The sequence below is a fragment of the uncultured Sphaerochaeta sp. genome (assembly GCF_963676625.2).
Classification (GTDB): domain Bacteria; phylum Spirochaetota; class Spirochaetia; order Sphaerochaetales; family Sphaerochaetaceae; genus Sphaerochaeta.
The window spans coordinates 1,165,008-1,185,021 of record NZ_CAXXYB010000004.1 but is presented as its reverse complement, the minus strand read 5'-3'; the positions used below and the strand labels follow the sequence as shown (position 1 = coordinate 1,185,021).

Sequence of the window (20,014 nt, the reverse complement as noted above, 5' to 3'; positions counted from 1 at the left end):
GACAATGTATTGATGTAGAAACCAGGACCCGTTGCAAGTGTAATATTTGCAACGGGTCCTTTCTGTATTCCCTGGTATCTTCATCCAGGAATATTGTTTTATTTTTCCTTGTGCCAAGTTTGCATCTTTTTGAGGATTCTGTTTATACCTGTACTATTCTTATTACCTACTTGTGACTAAACAGATGATTTTGTGATATGAAAATTTGATTTATGCTTTTTATTTCTTACTATATTTACATATATAGTCATAGAAATAGATTATGATGCCATAAGTTTAATATATGTTAAAATAAGTTAAAACTATATAATATATTATTATAAAATATTTTTTAGATTTTAATTAAAAAAAGATAGAATAGTAATTTACAACTATTGACATAAGTCTTACTTCTGACTATTATAAAGCCAAGTTCAGGAAAAGGACTTAAAAACTTGCACAGGAGCTTTCCAAGGCTCTTAAGGGATTACCTAATGAAAAAGAATATTATTGCACTTTTGACAGTAGCCTTGTTCACCTCTCTCTCCTTGTTTGCCACAGTCACCACAGAGACCTTGCCTGACGCAAAAAATCTTACTCTCAATACGTCAATCGCCGGTATCAACTATATGGCGCTTACCCAGGATGCAATTGGTGGCAATACGGTTGCCGCGTATAATACAGTTATTGCGCATCCTGTTTCCGATAAAACAATTACAAGTTCAGCCAATACCGGCACCATTGCCTATCTGAACGTCCTGTCCAATAGAAGGACTGGTTTCAAGGTAACCATGACAGCAACTGCCCTTGCCGGGACTTCCGGAAATAACTATAAGATCAACTACACGGTAACGGCTGGCAGTAATGCAACCTTCAACACCGCCAATGGTTCCTCCAATGTAAATAACACGGTTTCATCTTCCAACCTCACCGGTCTTACTGGTTACAGTTATGCAGTCTCGGCTCAGGTCAATGCAGCAGAGTATGCAGCAGCTCTCGAAGATAACTATACCGGTACTGTCACCTTCACCTACTCAGCAATATAGTTGTTGATGATTGCATAGTTTGTCTGTCCAAAGGAGCTACTCTTATCGGGTAGTTCCTTTTTTGTTTGTTTAGGTATCGATACAGGTTGATTTCAAGAGCAGAAAAATACGCGAATCAATTGCTGTCATTTCCCTGCAGTAGTATGCTGGAAGCATGAAGGAACATATATTGGCTATAGGGCCTGACGCAGAATTCTTGACAATAGGAGAGGCTTTGGAAGCTAGCAAGAGGTTGACAGGGGAAGTTGTCTTTACTCTTGCTCCCGGTGAGTATCGGGAAAAACTTCGCATTGAGCGTCCTGATTGTACGTTTCGAGGTACCTCCCCATATAGTACGACAATTGTCTATGGGGATTTTGCGTCCCAAAAACAAGGTGGAAAAATTCTGGGAACAGCTTCCAGTGCTTCTGTTACCGTAGCAGCTCCCCGGTTCAAAGCCCAGAATCTTACTTTTGCCAATGATTTCGATTACTTTGCACATTGGGATTTGGTGAAGGACAACCCCGGAATGAAAACAGGCTTGCAAGCAGTAGCTTTCATGACCACGGCCTTGGCAGATGATACACACCTGAGTGGATGTCGTTTCCTGGGTTATCAGGATACGTTATATCTTGACGAAGGAAGCCATGTATTGAAGGACTGCTACATAGAAGGATCCATAGACTTTATCTTTGGAAAGGGAAAGAGTCTCTTTTGCGATTGCTCGATACTCTCAAAGGCAAGTGGATATGTCTGTGCTCCCTCAACTTTTGAAAATTCACTTGGTTTCTTATTTTATAAATGCAGGTTTTTAAGTGAAGTAGATCAAGTGCTTCCGAGAAGTGTCTTTATCGGAAGACCCTGGCATCCCAAGGCAGCTCCCCCGATTGTCTCCTATGCAGGACTGATCGATTGTTTTCTTGATGAGCATATCAATAAGGAAGGCTGGACCTTCATGCATGCCAACTGCCTTGATGGCACCCAGGTCTTCTTTACCCCCAAGCAATCACGATTCTTTGAATCGGGGAGTACGGGCCCTGGTGCGGTAGCTTTCCCAGGGGAGAACAGGGTTTTTCTTGATGAAAAACAAAGAGCTGAAACCCTGAAGGAATTTGAGGTTTCCTGATAGAGAGATTTTCTATCACAAACAAGAGTTCCATTTACAATTTAGGTAGCTTTTGATTCATGGGTGTCCTGAAAGCCTTCTTTTTATTACTATGAAAGATATCCTTGTATAGTAAGGCTGGTGCTTTTTCTACAGAGGGAAGGCAGATAGCAGTGGAGGAAAGGTATGTCCAATACATCCATAACACAAAGAGCCTTGGCTGATTCGCTCAAGAAGCTTATGACAAACACTCCCATAAACCACATACATGTGCAGATGATAACCGATGATTGTGGGCTTACCCGTCATACATTTTACAATCATTTTCGTGATGTGTATGAATTGCTGGGATGGATATACGATCAGGAAGTCATCGAAGGGCTGGATCAGTATTGCACGCTTGCACAATGGCCTGAAGGTATTCTGTTGGTCCTGCAATATACGGAACGGAACCGCGTTATCTGTTTGAATACCTTTCATTCCTTGGGACGTGATCATCTGGAAGGTTTCCTGTATCGGGTTTTCTTTCAGCTTCTGGAGGATGTGGTCAAAAAGATCAGTCAAACAATGACCCTGCCCAAGGGAATCAAACAGGAATGTTGCGAATTTTATGCGAATGCCTTGGTCGGTGTCTTTACTGCCTGGCTCAAGACCAATCTTGAGAAATCTCCCCAGCAGATGGCGGATCAGATTGACCGGGTCATGAGTGGAAGTATCATTCATACTTTGCAAAAATTCGATATGAAACAACTATAATGCGTGTATTCCGATACACTTTGCCTTGGTTGTGCAATTATGACACGTGCATGTAATTTTGTTCATTGATTAGCCATTTTCCCATGGGTATCCTTGTTTCTGTAATGCTCCTCCTGAAGAGCAAAAGCAAAGAAGAACGAGGAAAATACTATGAACAATTACGAAAGAATTACTCCAAAAACTCCAGAAAACATTGCAAACCGCCATGCCTACTTGCTTGGTGGCGGCATTGGATCTCTTTCTGCAGCAGCATTTATGATCCATGATGCACATATGCCAGGGAAAAATATTCACATACTTGAGAAGCTTGATCTGTTAGGTGGTTCAATGGATGGGGCAGGAACTGCCGAGAAAGGATACACTGCCAGGGGTGGTCGTGAGATTGAATCCCATTTCGAGTGTTTCAATGATCTCTATTCTTTCATCCCTTCACTCAATGACCCAAATATCAGCATCCTGGATGAATTTCGCCAACTGAACATTGAAGAACCGATTGAGTCCCATTGTCGTTTGGTGGAGAAACAGGGTACTCCCTCCGACTTCTCTTCCTTTGGATTGAGTCAGGCAAACGCCCTTGAATTGGCAAAGTTGCACATGTTGACAGAAGAGGCTCTGGGTGGGACTACCATTGAACAGTTCTTCTCACCTAGTTTCTTCGAAACAAATTTCTGGTATTTCTGGGTTACGATGTTTGCTTTTGAGCCTTGGCATAGTGTCGTTGAGGTAAAGCGTTACGTCGAACGATTCATGCATCTTATCGGGGGAATGAATTGTTTGAAAGGAATTCTCCATACCGAATACAATCAATTTGATTCCCTGATCCTTCCTCTCCTTACCTGGTTGAAGGACAATGGTGTGCAATTCCAGATGGGTTGTGATGTAACCGATATCGATTTTGATTTCTCAAATGGCAAGAAAACCGCTACACGTATCTTGTTCACCAAGAGTGGTAAAGCAGGACAGATCGATGTTGCCCCAGATGATCTTGTATTGTTCACCAATGGTTCCATGACACAGAATACACAACGTGGTGATTTCAATACCCCGGCTCCCCTCAATCGTTCCGAGAACAAGGGTTGTTTCTCCGTCTGGGAAAAACTTGCAAAAAAATCACCAGAATTCGGACATCCTGAAGTTTTTTGCTCCGATGTCGACAAGACCAAGTGGATGAGTTTCACCGTTACCTTGAAAGACGACGACATCGTATTTCCGTACCTCACCAAATTGACTGGTGACAAGCCGGGAATGGGTGGCTTGGTAACGATCAAGGATTCCAGTTGGCTGATGAGCTGGGTGGTGCCTAAGCATCCTCATTTCATCGATCAACCCGATAACGTCAAGGTATTGTGGGCCTATGCCTTGAAACTGGATGTCCCCGGTGACTACATCAAGAAAACCTATGCAGAATGCACTGGTCGCGAGATGTTTGAGGAATTGCTGTACCATATGGGCTTGGAGAAACAGATTCCTGCGATTCTTGACCATACCGTCAACGTCATTCCCTCGATGATGCCCTATATTACCTCACAGTTCATGCCTCGTGTTGCTGGTGATCGTCCTGAGGTTATTCCCGCAGGAAGCCAGAATTTTGGATTCTTGGGCCAATATGCCGAAGTTCCCCATGATTGTGTCTTCACCGTGGAATACTCGGTACGCACAGCAATGATGGCTGTCTACGGGTTGCTGGACCTGAATAAACCCGTTGAGGAGATTTATCCCGGTTGGTACGATATCCGAGTCTTGTCCAAGGCCGCAAAAACTTGTTTGGGTGTAGGCAATACCTCTCTGGGCACCATTCCCCTGGCTCTCTTGGTAAGTAACTTGAAAGATCTTGAACTGAATAAATTATTATAGTTTGAGTGTTTTTCTTCCGCTTCTTTTACCTGTGAATTCATTGTGAAGGAAAGGAAAATCATGGCAACGAACTGTCTGGAATAAGGGAACTATCGTTCTGCATTCCGAACAGGATCGTTGCCTTTTTTGTAGGGATTGTCCTCTGTTTTGATATATTGCAAAGTGCTTTGTTGTTTTCCTGACTTTTGGTTCCTTAAGGGTTTTTGGTGTTTTGCATCCAATATCAAAAAAAAACCAAGATTGTCCCAAAAATTTTGCATATACGGGAGGCAAGGGGTATGCAAGAATTTCTATAGAGAAAATCCATTTAGGAGGATTACATGAAAAAGTTTGCTGTTGTTTTGAGTCTGGCTCTCACGCTTGTGATGCCGGTCTTCGCCCAAGGACAAGGTGAAAGTAATTCCGTGTCGATCGGATGTGCTATTTACAAGTTTGATGACACTTTCATGACTGGGGTCAAGAATGCCATCGTTGCCGCAGCTGCCAAGACTGATGCCAAGATTGATGTTGTTGATTCAATGAACATCCAGGCCACGCAGAATGAAAAGGTTGACCTCTTTATCACCAAGGGTGTCAAAGCCATGGAAATCAACCCTGTTGATCGTACTGCCGCCGGTGTAATCATCGACAAAGCCAAGAAAGCCAATATCCCCGTAGTATTCTTCAATCGTGAACCACTTGCCGAAGATATGGCAAAATGGGACAAGGTATACTATGTCGGTGCAAAGGCCGAGGAATCAGGGACGATGAGTGGCCAGATTATTGCCGATTACTGGAAAGCCAATAAGGCTACCATGGATCGCAATGGTGATGGAGTCCTCCAGTATGTCATGCTCAAAGGTGAGCCCGGACACCAGGATGCAGAGCTTCGTACCGAATATTCCATCAAGTGTCTCAAGGACAATGGAATGAAGGTCGAGAAACTTGCCGAAGATACCGGTATGTGGGATCGCGTCAAGGGCCAGGAAAAAATGGCTGCTTTCATTGCTTCCCAAGGCGACAAGATTGAAGCCGTATTTGCAAATAACGACGACATGGCCCTTGGTGCCATTGAAGCTCTCAAGGCTGCCGGTTATTTCAAGGATGGAAAATTCATGCCCGTCGTAGGTGTTGATGCCACTGCTCCCGCTCTTCAGGCTCTTGAAGAAGGTACCTTACTTGGAACCGTCTTGAATGACGCAGTCAACCAAGGCCGTGCAACCTTCATGCTTTCTTATGAATTGGCCACTGGGAAAACCCCGACTTCTGCTTCTATCGGATATACCATTTCTGATGGCAAGTATGTATGGGTTCCTTACCAGAAAGTCACCAAGGAAAACTACAAGCAGTTTAAATAAGACTGGTTGGATGTAGATTCTCCCTCCGGGTTCTTGAAAATCCGGAGGGTTTCTTATAAGAGAGAAGGGCTCTGGGGCGACCAGTGCCACCAAGGAACCGTATGTACATATTAGAAATGAACCATGTCTCCAAATCTTTCCCTGGTGTTAAGGCTTTGGATGATGTAACGCTAAAAGTAAGACCAGGAACAGTACATGCATTGATGGGTGAAAATGGAGCAGGTAAATCCACGCTCATGAAATGTTTGTTTGGCCTGTATTCAATGGACCAAGGTGAAATTCTTTTCAATGAACAACCTGTAAAAATTGAAAACGTAAAAGAGGCTTTGCATCTTGGAATCTCGATGATACATCAGGAATTGCATTTGATTCCCTATCGCTCGGTCATGGAAAATATCTGGTTGGGACGTTTTCCGCGGATTGGAGGGAAGAGAAGTCCTTTCGTCGACCATTCAGTGATGTACAAGAAAACTGATGAATTGTTGAAGGAACTCAATCTGACTATCAAGCCCGACGATAAGTTACGTATGCTTTCTGTTTCCAAGGCACAAAGCGTTGAGATTGCCAAGGCTGTTTCCTATGCATCGAAAATAATCATTATGGATGAACCCAGTTCCTCCCTGACGGAAAACGAAGTAGATCACTTGTTTACCATTATTCGTGCCCTGAAGGCTAAGGGTGTGGCTATCATCTATATTTCTCATAAAATGGAAGAAATCCTGCAGATTTCCGATGAAGTAACCATTATGCGTGATGGAAAGAATGTCGGGACCTGGGCAGCCAATGAACTCACCACCTCCTTGATAATCAAGAAGATGGTAGGACGCGATCTTACCAATAGGTTTCCAGCGCGTGAAAGCAAGATCGGGGAAGAGTTGCTCCGCATCGAAAATTATACCTCTCCAAGCAAGAGAAGTTTCCAAAATGTTTCCATGACCCTCCATAAGGGCGAGATTCTTGGAATCGGGGGACTTGTCGGAGCCCAACGAACGGAAGTCATGGAAGCTGTGTTTGGTCTTCGTCTTCACAGTGAAGGACATTTGTATATCAAGGGCAAGGAAAAGGTTTGCAACAGTGCCTATGAGGGCAAGAAACTGGGAATGGCTCTGTTGACGGAAGAACGACGGGCAACGGGAATTTTCCCGGTACTTTCTGTTCAGGATAATCTTCTTATTGCAAATATGTCTTCCTATACGAATAAGGCCCGGTTGCTCGTAAATAATTGGATGAGTGCCGATGTCGATAAAAGCCTCAAGGAACTGGATGTAAAGACCCCTTCTGCAAAAACCCTCATAAAGAGTCTTAGCGGAGGGAATCAACAAAAGGTATTGATCGCCCGTTGGTTGCTGACTACTCCCGATATCCTGATTCTTGACGAACCGACCAGAGGTATAGACGTTGGGGCAAAATATGAAATCTATGTGATTATGTCTGCTCTTGCAGCCCAGGGCAAAGGTGTCATCATGATCAGTTCGGAAATGCCGGAATTGATCGGCATGACTGATAGAATCGTGGTGATGAGTGAAGGGCGTGTTGCCGGTACGGTAGACAGCAAGAAGACTGACCAGGAAGAAATAATGCAACTGGCGACGAAGTATGTCGGCTAGGTAAGGAGTCAATATGAAAAATAATAATACTGCGACTGACAATCTGGTGAGTGGAAAGAAAACCCTCAAGCAATTTGCCATGGAAAAGGCAATCTTTCTGGTTCTTTTGCTTTTGGTTGTTGTCATAGCGATAATCAATCCAAGAATTTTAAGCCTACGTGTTGTCCGTGATATCTTGATGATGAGTTCGACGAAAATCATCATGGCCCTGGGGATGATGTTTGTTATTCTGACTGGTGGCGTTGACCTTGGTGGTGGACGTATGGTTGGTATGGCAGCAGTAATTTCTGCATCCTTTTTGCAGAATCCTGATTATGTTCGACGTTTCTACCCTGAACTTGGACAGATATCCATTATCTTTCCCATATTGTTGGCTGTTCTTGTCGGGACGCTGTTTGGAATGGGAAACGGAATGATAGTAGCTAAATTCAAGGTTCCTGCCTTCATTGCAACCCTCAGTTCAATGTTGATAATCTATGGAGTGACTTCCATCTATTTCAATATGACCCCAAACAATAGCCAACCCATCGGAGGATTGAGGAATGATTTCACCTTTCTTGGGTCTGGATCGATAGGTTTCATACCTGTCATTTGTATTTTTGCCGCTGTTGTCGCCGTGATTGTCTGGGTAATACTCAATAAGACAGTATTTGGCAAGAATATCTATGCAGTCGGTGGCAATCCTGAGGCTGCAGCCGTGTCCGGTATCAATATCACCAAGACTTTGGTCGGCCTTTTTGGTCTCTGCGGTGGACTCATTGCTTTCTCAGGGGTATTGGAAGCGGCAAGAACTGGTGGTGCTACGAATAACTATGGTAATGGTTATGAACTTGATGCCATCGCTTCTTGTGTAGTCGGGGGAGTTTCCACTACCGGTGGCGTTGGCACGGTCAGCGGGGTAATCGCCGGTGTTATCATTTTTTCCTTCATCAACTATGGCCTGACTTTTATTGGTGTCAATCCGTACTGGCAGAACATCATCAAGGGTCTGATCATTGTTACTGCGGTTTCGTTCGATATCCGCAAATACGTGCAGAAGAAATAGTTCTTTCTTTTTCCGTTACAGGGGACTGTCTGGAGATGGTCCCCTTTCTTTAGTTCAGGGATTGGAATAATAATCTCTGGTATTCTTCATTGAACATGGTTTTTTTGGTTACCAAGGCGAAATCCACCGTCTTCTCTACAGGTTTCCTGCCATTGAGAAGATCCACGGCAGCTTGTACCGAGCGATATCCCATATTAAAGGCATTTACCACCACCAGGGCATCCAGACCGTTATTCTCCAATAATTGGATTTCATATTGGGTGGTCCCGAAAGCTATGAAGTGAATACCCTCTTTTCCTTTGATTGCATCGGCCGCTCCATGGGCTGTATTTTCTTCCAAGGCGAATACCAGGTTTACCGAGGTATCCTCACTGATGGTTTTTTGGGTAATGTCCTTGGCTCTTGATTCGTCGCTGAAGCTATAGGTTGCATAACGAATGGTTGCCTTGTCGTTGGTATTGAAAACCTCCACGAGACCTTGCATCATATTGGTCATGGGCGTGCTGTCGGGTAGGGATCCCAGAACCATTGCGTTGATGCTTTCATCCTTTGCAAACAGGGAGAACGCATGGTAGGCCATTTCTTTGCCGATCTTTTTGTAATCAGCTGTTATGGAAAAATCGGCAGTCTCCGTGGCGAGGGAAGAATCTGCCAGAACAACTTCAATACCCTTTGACCTTGCCTTACGGACAACCTCCTCAAGGTTGATGCTATGGCTGGGAGATAGGACAATCGCATCAAACTTTTCTTCGATTGCCTTTTCGACGCAGGCAATCTGGCCTTCATAGTCAGATTCATTTACCGGGGCAAGAAATTCCAAAACAGTATCAGTCTTGGTCCGTGCATTCCGGGCCCCATTCTTTACTTCCCCCCAGAATTCTCCTCCTTGCATCATGGTGATGACCGCGATTCGATAGGGATTATCCTTTTCATTTCGTTTTTCGCAAGATGAAAATAGAAGGAGGGAAATAACGAGAATTATCAGATATCGGGAAAATGTACGTTTCATTTCTTTTCCACCTTGATTGTGTGTATCGGAGAGTTCTCCGGGATGATGATATTTACCAAGGTTCCTTCATCCAGTTCACTGGAGATTTCCAGTCCAAAGTCCGAACCATAATATAATTGGACTCTTTGGTGGACATTTTTTACACCGATACCACTTCCATCAGGGAGATGGTTTGCCGAACACTTAAGTATATGCAATAGGGTATTCTCATCCATTCCGACCCCATTGTCCTTCACTTCAATGACGATGGCCCCTGGTTTTCTTCTGAAAACCTTGATATCAATATGCCCCAGTTCCTGTAGATACTTGATACCATGGTAGATTGCATTTTCCACGATGGGCTGGACTATGAGCTTGATGGTGGGTAGGTCCAGCATATCGGCAGGAAGATCGATGGAGAATTCAAATTTTCCCCTATAGCGTGTCTGTTGGATGATCAAGTAGTTGCGGACATGTTCCAGTTCCTCTTCCAACGTAATGATGTCATGGCCTTTGCTGATGGAAATTCGGAAAAGTTTGGCCAGGGACGTAATCATTTTAATAACCCCTTCGGTATCCCCTTGCTCTGCCATCCAAACGACTGAATCAAGGGTATTGTAGAGAAAATGTGGGTTGATCTTTGCCTGGAGGGCATCAAGTTCAAACTTTCTTTTCATCTCCTGGGATTTTACTATATCGTCCATCAGTTGTCGGATTCGTTGAATCATCTTTGCAAAGGAGAGGGAGAGGGCTGCCACTTCCTTGTTACCCTTTACCGGGGGAGGTACCGAAAGATCCCCGTTTTCCACTGAGATCATCAATTTTTCCAATTGTCGTATAGGCCTGCTGATCCAAGAGGATACCAGTCTGGCAAGAAAGATGGTGATAATGATACAGACAAGAACCAAGAGTATCATCAGGGTAGTGAATTGATTCAAGCCTCGCATCAATTCATCCATGAAGGCGACTCCTACGATTCTCCAGCGGCAATTATTGACAGTGTCGATGATGGTGAGTCTTTCTCGTCCGTCAAACGTGCTGGTGAAGGTTCCGAAGATATGGTCATTGACCGCGTCGAGATCTTCCTTGAAGATATTGGAATTGATCAGTTGCTGAAGGGGATGGTAGACAATCTTTCCGTTGTTATCAATGAAATAGACATATCCGGTGGTTCCTAGTTTTGCACTTTGGCAGAGTTCGCTGACGGCTGAGAAATTCATGTCGATGAGCAAGAGTCCCTGTTCGAGTTCTCCTCCTGGTTTGGTATAACTGATCTGCTGACTATAGGTGATGACCCAAGGATATTGGCTAGGAAATAGTTGTTGTACATGTGGTCCTGTAAAATAGAAGTTTCCTTCACCTCCTATGGCCCTGGTGAACCATTGTTGGGCAACTATTTTTTGGGATTCCCGTATTGGAGTCTGGGATGTTCCAAAAAGTCTGTTTCCCTCCATGTCAAACAAAATGAGGGAGACGATATCCTGACGACTTGCAAGGATAGCTTTCAGTTTCCCTTCGATTTCCTTAGTTGAATATTGGTCTGTTTGTTTTGCAAGTTCCCGGGCATACCCGGCAACGGTTACGATATCATTGATATAGTAACTAAGGTTTGCATTGACCTGGCGGACGATCTCTCGGGTGGAGACAGTTGCATTTTCCTTGATGGTATTGGAGAATTCATGGTAGAGAATGATAGTGATGAAAAGGGTAAAAGAAATAGAAACCACGGCAATTGCAATGGTAAGGATGGTTTTGATACTTCTATCCTGGAGGTTGGTATGCATTCCTTTACCTGTGGCCTTGTCTGTATTGTGAAGGGGAACACCCTTCATATCGCTTGAAGCAGAAGCTGAAATAGTTTGGTTCGGTAAAGCCTATGGCCCTGGCAATCTCGTAGGTTTTGTCCTCTGTTTTTATCAAAAGCTCCTTGGCGCGGGAAAGGCGGGTATTGGTAAGGTATTGGACAAAGGAAAAACCTGTTTCCCGTTTGAACGTCGTGCTGAAATAAGAGGGGCTGATTCCGATACTATCGCAGACCTCATCAAGACCAAATCCTGTTTCCTGAAAGTGGGTGTTTATGAGGGCCTTGGCTTGTTCGACAAACTGGATATGTGAATTTTGCCGCTGTCCACTGATGGTGGTCTGGATATTCCCGGCCAATCGGGAAAACCATCGACGAGCTTTTCCCAGAGTGGTCAAGGTACCGATTTCCGAGAAAAAGTTTCTTGTTTCCTGGTCATCGTTGAAATCAGATAACGAATAACTATATTCTACCACTAATTCATTAAGGGCGGAAAGGATACCCAATATATACGATTGCAACCTTTCGATGGAAAGCAGGGCTACTTGTTCTCCGAAGAGTTTGTCGACATTCTCGATCATTTGTTCTTCTGAGCCCATTTTCACTGAGATGATGAAATTGCTGCAAAGCGTTTCGAAATTATTTTTTTCCAGCTTTGCATTGGGTTTTTCCAAGTCACTTATATACAGTATGTTCTGATCAGGATAAAAAGAACTGTAGTTCAAGGCTGCCAAGGCTTGCCTATAGGATAAGGCAATGGTTGAGGGAGTATGTCCCAGGGTACCCAAACCAATGGGTATGGGAAACGTAAAATACTTGCTGAGATAGGCATGGAGTTGTTCTACTTGCCTGAAGGTCTTTTTCATGAAATTTGAATCATAGTGTTTCTGGTTGAAGCTGTTTCCTGTAAAAATCGCTATGATTTGGTTTTCAAACTGGAAAACATTTGGCCCCTGATCCTTGTGCAATACCTCTTCGGCTATCTGAAGCATCGCCATAGCCTGCAGGGGATCATTTTCCATCTTGTGGTCTGTCTCAAACGTTGCTACCACGAATTCATCACCGGCAAGGTCATATCCATATTCCTTCGCCTTGGCAATGAAGGAATCGTCTGAGACCTGGTGTACAGAGGTAAGCAAAGAGACCAAAAACTTTTCCTTGATCAGGGGCAAGGCCTGCTGATAGGCGTTTTTTAGCCTGTTCTGGTCTTGCATCCTGATGATATCCTCATCGAGGCGTTTGGCTGTCCGTTCAAGTAGCTTGCAAATATCCTCGACGGAAACAGGTTTGAGAACATACTCACTCACATCATATCTGATGGCTTGCTGGGCGTAGGTAAATTCATCATAGCCACTGAGGATGATGATGGTTATCGGTGGATAGGAATACCGTATTTGCTTGATGAGTTCCATGCCGTCGAGATAGGGCATACGAATATCGGTAATGACAACATCAGGATGCAGTTCATCTATTATTTCCAGGGCTTCTATTCCGTTGCCGGCTTCTCCCACGATGGAGAACCCATAGGCCTCCCAGGGAGTCCTGTCACGGATGCCCTCGCGCACTGGTGTTTCGTCATCTACTAGCAGAATTTTATATGGCATAGGATATATGGTAGTATGAAAAACACCAACACGCAAGAAAATCCAAGAGCTGTCAGGCTTTTGTCCAATGGTCAAACATCACAGCGGTTGAACGGTTCATTTCCTCCATGAAATCACTGGTATGCTTTTTGAAGTAATAATAATCCGCAATGGATCCCGTATTATCAAAAGGTAGGCTATTGGTTGCCCTTCTTTGTTTTTCCAAGGGAGAAAAAGCCGCTTCCAACTGATCAAGATGCAACTCTTGATATTGATTCTCCATGAATATTGACTCTTCAAGACATCGTGGGGTCAGCTTTATCTCTTGTTGGTTTTTCTTGTATCCAAAGACTACCATACACGCAGGAATGGTATAGCTACTGAGATTCAACACGGTTTTGACCTGTTCAAAGTTTTCCAGGATATCCCCGATGTAACAGGAGCCGATACCCAAGGATTCGGCAGCGATTACCGATGTTTGGGCAGCAATGATGGCATCTTGCAAACAAAGATGGAGGTCTCCCAGTCCAGGATTTCTCCAGGCAGCCAGGTTTTTCTGTTCTCCCTTGGCTTTGGAGCCCCCTTCCTGAAAATAGTTGACCCATTTTTGCATATCGGCAAGAAAGATCCAGACCATGGGAGCTTTTGCGATCATGGGTTGGTCATCGCAAAGTGTCGCCAGAGTTTCCTTTTCCTTTTGATCGGTAACTTCAATTACGGAATAGAGGGTCATATTTCCTGCTGTAGGTGCACGAAGGGTTGCTATTTTGATGGCTTTGGCATCTTCTGGAGTTATTTCCTTTTCAAGAAAAGACCGAACTGATCTGCGTTTATCAAGTATATTCAAAGTTTCATTCATACAATGATTATAACCGTTGAAATTGGCTTATGCCAAGATGCAATTGGACAAGATATACAAAGAACGAGAGTTGAGCTATCATGAACGATATGAAAAGCGTCAAGGTTTACCGATATCGATGGCTCATCCTCTTTTCCCTCATGCTTTTGGTTTTTGCCGTAGAGATTCAATGGATGAATCTTGCACCGGTCGGAAGAGTTGCCAACCTGTTTTTTCAAGGACACTTCAGTGAATCATTTGCTTCTCCCATTGATTTGTTTTCCTTGACCTATATGGTGGTATTCGTTGTTGCGAGCCTACCTTGTTCCTATGCGATACATCGTTTTGGAATCACCATCAGTATATGGATAGCCTCTTCCCTGATTATCTTTGCAAGTCTGTGCAAAGGTGTGTATGTGGACAGTTTTTCGATTTTTCTTTTCAGTCAATTTATTCTGGCTATAGCCCAGGCTTTGATTTTGAACAGTATTACTGAGATAATTTCCAGATGGTTCTCAATCCGTGAAAGGGGAATGGCCGTCGGTATCATATCGGCCACCCAGTATTTTTCGTTGGGTTTTGTTATGGTGTTCTCTCCTCTCTTTATTATCACCGATGCAGCCTCAATAAATTATGGCAGTGGTTTTGAAAAAATGATCATCGTGTATTCTCTAATAAGTGGCGTGTTTGCCCTGGTTGCCGCATTGCTGATGCGTGAGAATCCTCATTCACCTTCTTCTTCTTTCCAGCCAGAATCCAAGTTTTCTTTTTTCCGATCCTTTGCCATTATGAGTGCGAATCCTTCCCTTCGCGGATTGATTTTTATCTTTGCCATCGGATGGGGCGTGCTCATGACTTTCTTGAGCAAGGTCGATTTTGTAAGTTCCTTGTTGGGTTTCCCTGATTCCAATGGAAAGCTAGGAATTGCCTTGCTTGGTGGAGGTATGCTTGGGGCAATTGTCTTGCCTTCTTTTTCCGATAAATTCCGTAAACGGAAATTCTTCTATGTGCTTTGCTGCTTTTGCTCAATTCCCGGTCTTCTCCTTCTGATATTCAGCCAAGATATCGGTCAATTTTTCTTTTCCAATACGACTGTGGCCCTTTTGGGGACCTCCATTTTTGGTTTTTTCTTGCTGAGTTCAATTCCCATTGGTCTGCAATATGCCGCGGAATTGGGACAAGGGGTTTCAGAGGAGATTATCCAGGCCGTGATTATGCTTTGCTCCCAGGCCATTGGTTCTGTCCTCATGATTCTTACCCTCTTGGGAGGAGCTCCTTATGCAGGAAGGATGCTTGCTTTTTTTGCTACATTAATGTTTGCCTGCATGATAGGAAGTACCTTTCTCAAGGAATCTCCATTGATTATCACCGAAGAGGAACGACTTACCAATGTAATTGAAAAGGAGATAGTGCACCATCAATGATGACCATTCGAGAAGCTAACGAAAATGATATTCCCAGGATTTTACAGTTTGTCAGAGAACTGGCAATATATGAGAAGTTGGAAAGTGAAGTGGTTGCGACCCCTGAACAAATGCGTTTGTGGTTGTTTGAAAAGAAAAAAGCATCGGTACTGTTTTGTTGTAATGATGGCTTGGAAATAGGGTTTGCCCTCTATTTTTATAATTTTTCTACCTGGAAAGGGTGCTGTGGTCTCTATATTGAGGACTTGTATATTCAAAAAGAGTATAGAGGCAGAGGATTTGGAAAGGCCTTGATAACAGAGATTGCCCAGTTGGCAAATAAAGAAGGCTGTGCAAGGGTTGAATGGGCTTGTCTGGATTGGAACCAAAGTAGCATCGATTTTTACAAAAGTCTTGGAGCCTGTCCCCAGGAGGACTGGTCTGTCTTTCGGTTGACAGGTCCTTCCTTGGAGGCTTTCTCAAAAAGCTAGTGTTGGTTCTTTTATGTTCCTTTTGAATTTTATTCCAAATTGAAGGGTTTCCTGCTGATACGGTATTTCGTTTTTAAATTCCGTTCAAAGGTAATGGTCGTGGTTGCAATCTGTCTATGCAATACTGTTGTTCTCCCTTTCTTTGGGCCTCCAAGTCGCTTATGGCTTCAAGGATACAAGAAGCCAAATGGTTGTTTTCCTTTTTGGCCAGCAAGCTGAGGTATACTGAATCGTTGGTCCTTGATTCCATTTTCACCAGGAAGCGTTGGACCGTGCAATAGAAGCCATTGCGATTCAGGAGTCTCAGCTCAGAGGTCTGCAGGCTTCCTGGTTTTTCCTTGGTTGCTTGGGCAGTATTTTTGTTTTGTTCTGCGTATTGCCTACGATCATCCGGATGTATGAGTTTTTGGGTTACAAACAATTCAGCCTCCTGCAAGGAACCTGCGATACCAAAGGGCAATAGGGTAAAGCCGTCGTCGGCATAGAGGTTTGTGTAGGTATTCTGCGAAAAATTTACCTCGAAAATTGTTATGAACACTGTCTCCAGGAGTTTCCTATAACGCGAAACAAGCAGGTTGTTCATCGGAAGGGGAATCGTCTTGGTTTGTCTGGTTTCGGCAATCTGTGTCCCTTCCTGGAAGATGCGTTTCCTATACTCTTTTTCTGGCAAGGGTTTTGAGAAAAGATAACCCTGTATGAGAGGGCATCCGATTGATTTGAAGAAAGTTGCCTGCTGTTGTGTCTCGATACCTTCGGCAATGACAGGTAGATTGAGACCCCGTGCCATGTTTACTATACTCTGTACAATGGTTTCAGACTTGTTTGAAATTCCTATCTGCCTTGAAAAAAGCATATCAAGTTTCAAGATATCTATAGGGACATCCTGCAGGGTATTCAAGGAAGAATATCCTGAACCGAAATCATCCATCAGTATCTTGAAACCTTGCTTTTGCAGAATGCTGATTGTATCGAGCAGTTGTTTGGGATTGTCCATGTAGGCAGTTTCCGTGATCTCGAGATAAATGAGGCCATGAGAGAGATCATAATGATCAACCATCTGTATGATTTTTTCACAAAGTTCTGAATCGAAAAAGTCAATTCGCGAGAGGTTGATGGAAATGGGGAGTACCCTTTTTCCTTCGTCGATCAAGGATCGTTGTAGCTTGCAGGTTTGTTCAAGTACATACATATCGAGTTTTTCGATAAACCCGTTTTCTTCAAAGAGTGGAATGAAGTCCTTGGGAGAGATTATGCCCTCTATCGGATGCACCCATCGAACCAAAGCTTCCGCTGCGACAAAGTGATTTTCATTGATGTTGAAAATTGGTTGCAGGTAGATGATGAACTGGTCGGTCTGCAAGGCATTCTCCGCTGTATCCGTAATTTTCTGTGCAGAGAGTACTTTGTCTCTCATTGCCGCGTCGTAGAAACAATATGGTTTGGCACTGTTTTCACGAATACTTCTCATTGCCAATTTTGCTCGGTCGTTGATCCTTTCTACAGGAAGGGTGATATCAGTGATCTCATATACTCCAAACGTCATCTGGAGAGTCAGGTTTACTCCTGTCGACTTGAGCAAGGCGAGGGAATAACTGGAAAAGAGCTCAGGATCGAAACCTGTTTGTGGAATGCAAAAAGCAAATTGGTCGGAATAGAATTTCCCGCAAATTCCTCGATTGCCGACCCAGGTCGAAAAGCCCTTTGCAATATGCTTGAGAACTGAATTTCCTGTTTTGTTACCGAACATATCGTTGATAATCTTGAATCGGACTACATTCCAACGGATATAGAGATATGTAGTGTCCCTGTTTTGTTGGATGAGAGTATTTGCTTCCTTGTAAAATGCTTCTCTGTTATAGAGATTGGTGAGGGGATCGAGTTGCAACTGAGCCTCCATGCATTTTTTCTTTGCATGTTGTTCCCAGCTTTCAAGTACTACGAACAGGATAACTGGATGATTTGAGCTAGAAAAGGGAACCCAGGAAATCTGAAACATACAAGATGGAGGGAGTTGTGAGCTGTTACCGGTTTCCAAGTTGAGGGTATAGGTGTCCTTGGTTTCAAGGATCTCCAGAATTTTCTCTTCAAGTAGCAATTGTGAATTTGCTGTGAACAAACTGAAGGCATTGGGTACTTTCATACAAAAATCTTGAAACTTCGAAGAACCCTCTTTTTGGGAGGTCTCCATTGCATTTATATAAATCGGTCTCATGTAATGGGCCGTGTATTCAAAGAAAGCAATGCCATTGTAGGATTTTTGGAACGAGAGCCTTTCTTGTATGGGATTTTGTTGTTTTTCCAGGATATCCAATATCATGGTTTTGAGTAATTCCGGTTCCATCGGGAAAAAGAAACAATTGGAAGAGCCCAAGGCAAAGGACTGTTCAATGGTTTGCCGGTCCTCAGGATGTATCATGGATAAAACGGGGCTTTTCATTGCCGCTGCATGGGTTGTTCGTGCATTCAGATAGGAGAAGCCCTTATCGTAGGAGTTGATCAGATCCAGTACCACAAGAGGTGCCTCTGTTAGGGATTGTTGCAAATCCAGGGTGTCTTGTACCGTATTTTCTTCAATTACCGTAAAATTTTCTGAGAGAAGCTTATATAAATCCTGTTTTGTTGGATTTTCATCACATAAAAGAATCACCGTTGCTTTATCTTGTTGATCCATCTTTGGTTTCCTCTTTTGTGTCTTTCTAGATTAGCATGTTTTTATTATTTTTCATAAGATTATGTATCAATTTTGCATAACCATGCTCTTGTTACTAACAGAATGAATAAAAACTGAATAAAAGTATGGGAAAAATAAGAAGGGAAACAAGGGGTTTGATGAAAAAAAAAGGAATTATCCAATAATTGTTTTATGGATAATTCCCTTTTGGTACATATGCTGTTTAGCGAGGTGAAAAATCAGATTTTGCTGCTCCACAAAGAGGACAAACCCAATCATCTGGCAAATCTTCAAAGGCTGTTCCTGGTTTGACCCCGTTGTCAGGATCTCCTACTTTTGGATCGTAAATATAGCCACAAAGGTCGCATTCGTATTCTTTCATTGTCGTATCCTCCTATTCAATACAATATCGATAATATGAGCTATGGGCAATAAGAAGTTATTGGTAAATTACAAGAATTTTATTGAGCATCTTGCAAAATTTCTTCTTGAAGCTTTCAGGGGACAGGATTTCCACTGAATCCCCGCATTGTATGATTCTCAAAAAAAGCTCGATGGAGTTTTCGGCATCCATCTTGCAAATAAGGGATCCATCACTTTGTTTTTCAAATTCAGGGGTTCCATGGACCACTGCATGGAAAGCGTTCATGGCAGACTGTTCCTTGAGCTTCAATCGTAGTGGGATCATATCCATGCTTTCGTAACGTTCTTCATTTTCCTTCAGCTTAAAGGGTTTGAGGTTGTCTGGAATCGTATAGGTTTCATCAAGGATTATTGCACTGGTAATTGTGCTGATATCTATGGTGATGATCTCTGTGGTATGGCGTAACCGACCAGTCACGCTTATGGGATTTCTTCCCCCGCTATCTTCTTCCCTGAATCCGATAAAATAGGGAGCCAATTCGGTTTCCATTGGTTCCAGGCCAGTTTCTGTTTGGACAATCCTTACGATACGTCCTGATACCCAGGAATCAATAAGGACTTCAAGGATTGAATTGAACTTGCTGTTTTCTTTTTTCAATTGGACTTGCTTATCGATTTGTTCAGCGAGGTTGATGACATTGTCGCTGATTTTTGGAGCATACGAGCGCATGTTCACCGCTATTTTTCGCAGTCCAGAAGCAAGATGGGGGTTCTGGAATTCGGAATTTGTTGCCAGTATTTCTGCAGAGAGATTGAAGGCGAGGCTCTCATAGACACTGAGTGCAATATTCTCGTCACCGTCCCTGTTTTTAATTTTTATGAGGTTATTGTCTTCATATACATCAATATATTGTTTCAGCTCGTCTACATATCTGCTTATCGTCGATCGATGGACTCCCAGGCGTCTGGCAATTTCTGCCCTGCGTAAACCTTCAGGGTGTGAATGTAGTAATAATTCGAGTTGGGCTACTCGTTCACCTTTCATGTGTTACCCCTTTCGTGCACCATTTTGCAACAAATCTTATGCCAGTATAGCATGAAACTGTTTTGAGACAATAAAAAAAGCTCTGTGTTTGTTGAAAATGCAACAAAAAAAGGACATTGTATG

General features: G+C 43.3%; 16 protein-coding genes. 9 read left to right on the top strand and 7 right to left on the bottom strand.

The window, feature by feature from the left end; genetic code table 11:
- Positions 1-473: 473 nt before the first annotated feature.
- The 7 genes from ACHZBG_RS08440 to mglC all read left to right on the top strand — a co-directional run bounded on the left by ACHZBG_RS08440 (position 474) and on the right by mglC (position 8,708).
- Positions 474-1,025 carry a hypothetical protein gene (locus tag ACHZBG_RS08440; protein WP_320129010.1) on the top strand — a complete coding sequence of 184 codons (552 nt, stop codon included), beginning with the start codon at positions 474-476 and terminating at the stop codon, positions 1,023-1,025.
- A 154-nt stretch (positions 1,026-1,179) separates the two neighbouring features.
- Positions 1,180-2,130: a pectinesterase family protein gene (locus tag ACHZBG_RS08435; protein ID WP_320129009.1), complete on the top strand. Its 951-nt coding sequence runs from the start codon at positions 1,180-1,182 to the stop codon at positions 2,128-2,130.
- A gap of 165 nt (positions 2,131-2,295) precedes the next feature.
- On the top strand, positions 2,296-2,865 hold the full coding sequence (locus ACHZBG_RS08430; RefSeq protein WP_320129008.1) for a TetR-like C-terminal domain-containing protein: 570 nt from the start codon (positions 2,296-2,298) through the stop codon (positions 2,863-2,865).
- A gap of 150 nt (positions 2,866-3,015) precedes the next feature.
- Entirely contained in the window at positions 3,016-4,719 is a 1,704-nt protein-coding gene (locus ACHZBG_RS08425; protein ID WP_320129007.1) for an oleate hydratase, read from the top strand.
- Between the two features lie 320 nt (positions 4,720-5,039).
- Positions 5,040-6,056 (top strand): galactose ABC transporter substrate-binding protein, encoded by a 1,017-nt coding sequence (locus ACHZBG_RS08420; protein WP_320129006.1) that lies wholly within the window; start codon positions 5,040-5,042, stop codon positions 6,054-6,056.
- 101 nt (positions 6,057-6,157) lie between these two features.
- Entirely contained in the window at positions 6,158-7,663 is a 1,506-nt protein-coding gene (locus tag ACHZBG_RS08415; RefSeq protein ID WP_320129005.1) for a sugar ABC transporter ATP-binding protein, read from the top strand.
- A gap of 13 nt (positions 7,664-7,676) precedes the next feature.
- Positions 7,677-8,708 (top strand): galactose/methyl galactoside ABC transporter permease MglC, encoded by a 1,032-nt coding sequence (mglC, locus tag ACHZBG_RS08410; protein ID WP_320129004.1) that lies wholly within the window; start codon positions 7,677-7,679, stop codon positions 8,706-8,708.
- 49 nt (positions 8,709-8,757) lie between these two features.
- On the opposite strand, the gene ACHZBG_RS08405 is transcribed toward mglC, so the two are convergent.
- Genes ACHZBG_RS08405 through ACHZBG_RS08390 form a run of 4 tightly spaced genes read right to left on the bottom strand, consistent with a single transcriptional unit; the run spans position 8,758 to position 13,939 of the window.
- On the bottom strand, positions 8,758-9,717 hold the full coding sequence (locus ACHZBG_RS08405) for a substrate-binding domain-containing protein (protein WP_320129003.1): 960 nt from the start codon (positions 9,715-9,717) through the stop codon (positions 8,758-8,760).
- Positions 9,714-11,480, bottom strand: coding sequence for a sensor histidine kinase (locus ACHZBG_RS08400; protein ID WP_320129002.1), 1,767 nt, complete (start codon positions 11,478-11,480; stop codon positions 9,714-9,716). Before ACHZBG_RS08400 ends, ACHZBG_RS08405 begins: the two co-directional genes overlap by 4 nt.
- A 4-nt stretch (positions 11,481-11,484) precedes the next feature.
- Positions 11,485-13,101 (bottom strand): response regulator, encoded by a 1,617-nt coding sequence (locus tag ACHZBG_RS08395; protein WP_320129001.1) that lies wholly within the window; start codon positions 13,099-13,101, stop codon positions 11,485-11,487.
- Between the two features lie 52 nt (positions 13,102-13,153).
- The gene (locus ACHZBG_RS08390) at positions 13,154-13,939 is read right to left on the bottom strand and encodes a nitroreductase family protein (protein ID WP_320129000.1); all 786 of its coding nucleotides are present in this window, start codon (positions 13,937-13,939) and stop codon (positions 13,154-13,156) included.
- An 80-nt stretch (positions 13,940-14,019) separates the two neighbouring features.
- Between ACHZBG_RS08390 and ACHZBG_RS08385 the strand changes: the two genes are divergently transcribed.
- Both ACHZBG_RS08385 and ACHZBG_RS08380 read left to right on the top strand, forming a co-directional pair.
- Positions 14,020-15,342, top strand: coding sequence for an MFS transporter (locus ACHZBG_RS08385; RefSeq protein ID WP_320128999.1), 1,323 nt, complete (start codon positions 14,020-14,022; stop codon positions 15,340-15,342).
- Complete coding sequence (locus ACHZBG_RS08380) at positions 15,339-15,812, top strand: GNAT family N-acetyltransferase (RefSeq protein WP_320128998.1); 474 nt, start codon at positions 15,339-15,341, stop codon at positions 15,810-15,812. Before ACHZBG_RS08385 ends, ACHZBG_RS08380 begins: the two co-directional genes overlap by 4 nt.
- A gap of 73 nt (positions 15,813-15,885) precedes the next feature.
- Here ACHZBG_RS08380 and ACHZBG_RS08375 read toward each other — a convergent pair whose 3' ends face one another.
- The 3 genes from ACHZBG_RS08375 to ACHZBG_RS08365 form a co-directional block, all read right to left on the bottom strand.
- Positions 15,886-18,483, bottom strand: a complete 2,598-nt coding sequence (locus tag ACHZBG_RS08375; RefSeq protein ID WP_320128997.1) for a GGDEF domain-containing phosphodiesterase — start codon at positions 18,481-18,483, stop codon at positions 15,886-15,888.
- A 223-nt stretch (positions 18,484-18,706) separates the two neighbouring features.
- A complete protein-coding gene (rd, locus tag ACHZBG_RS08370) occupies positions 18,707-18,865 on the bottom strand; it encodes a rubredoxin (RefSeq protein WP_320128996.1) in 159 nt (52 codons plus the stop codon).
- A 57-nt stretch (positions 18,866-18,922) separates the two neighbouring features.
- Complete coding sequence (locus ACHZBG_RS08365; RefSeq protein ID WP_320128995.1) at positions 18,923-19,891, bottom strand: WYL domain-containing protein; 969 nt, start codon at positions 19,889-19,891, stop codon at positions 18,923-18,925.
- Between the last annotated feature and the right edge of the window lie 123 nt (positions 19,892-20,014).

Coding starts and splice junctions, on each gene's coding strand:
- ACHZBG_RS08440 (WP_320129010.1), top strand. CDS start 474: ATGAAAAAGAATATTATTGCACTTTTGACAGTAGCCTTGTTCACCTCT.
- ACHZBG_RS08435 (WP_320129009.1), top strand. CDS start 1,180: ATGAAGGAACATATATTGGCTATAGGGCCTGACGCAGAATTCTTGACA.
- ACHZBG_RS08430 (WP_320129008.1), top strand. CDS start 2,296: ATGTCCAATACATCCATAACACAAAGAGCCTTGGCTGATTCGCTCAAG.
- ACHZBG_RS08425 (WP_320129007.1), top strand. CDS start 3,016: ATGAACAATTACGAAAGAATTACTCCAAAAACTCCAGAAAACATTGCA.
- ACHZBG_RS08420 (WP_320129006.1), top strand. CDS start 5,040: ATGAAAAAGTTTGCTGTTGTTTTGAGTCTGGCTCTCACGCTTGTGATG.
- ACHZBG_RS08415 (WP_320129005.1), top strand. CDS start 6,158: ATGTACATATTAGAAATGAACCATGTCTCCAAATCTTTCCCTGGTGTT.
- mglC (WP_320129004.1), top strand. CDS start 7,677: ATGAAAAATAATAATACTGCGACTGACAATCTGGTGAGTGGAAAGAAA.
- ACHZBG_RS08405 (WP_320129003.1), bottom strand. CDS start 9,717: ATGAAACGTACATTTTCCCGATATCTGATAATTCTCGTTATTTCCCTC.
- ACHZBG_RS08400 (WP_320129002.1), bottom strand. CDS start 11,480: ATGCATACCAACCTCCAGGATAGAAGTATCAAAACCATCCTTACCATT.
- ACHZBG_RS08395 (WP_320129001.1), bottom strand. CDS start 13,101: ATGCCATATAAAATTCTGCTAGTAGATGACGAAACACCAGTGCGCGAG.
- ACHZBG_RS08390 (WP_320129000.1), bottom strand. CDS start 13,939: ATGAATGAAACTTTGAATATACTTGATAAACGCAGATCAGTTCGGTCT.
- ACHZBG_RS08385 (WP_320128999.1), top strand. CDS start 14,020: ATGAACGATATGAAAAGCGTCAAGGTTTACCGATATCGATGGCTCATC.
- ACHZBG_RS08380 (WP_320128998.1), top strand. CDS start 15,339: ATGATGACCATTCGAGAAGCTAACGAAAATGATATTCCCAGGATTTTA.
- ACHZBG_RS08375 (WP_320128997.1), bottom strand. CDS start 18,483: ATGGATCAACAAGATAAAGCAACGGTGATTCTTTTATGTGATGAAAAT.
- rd (WP_320128996.1), bottom strand. CDS start 18,865: ATGAAAGAATACGAATGCGACCTTTGTGGCTATATTTACGATCCAAAA.
- ACHZBG_RS08365 (WP_320128995.1), bottom strand. CDS start 19,891: ATGAAAGGTGAACGAGTAGCCCAACTCGAATTATTACTACATTCACAC.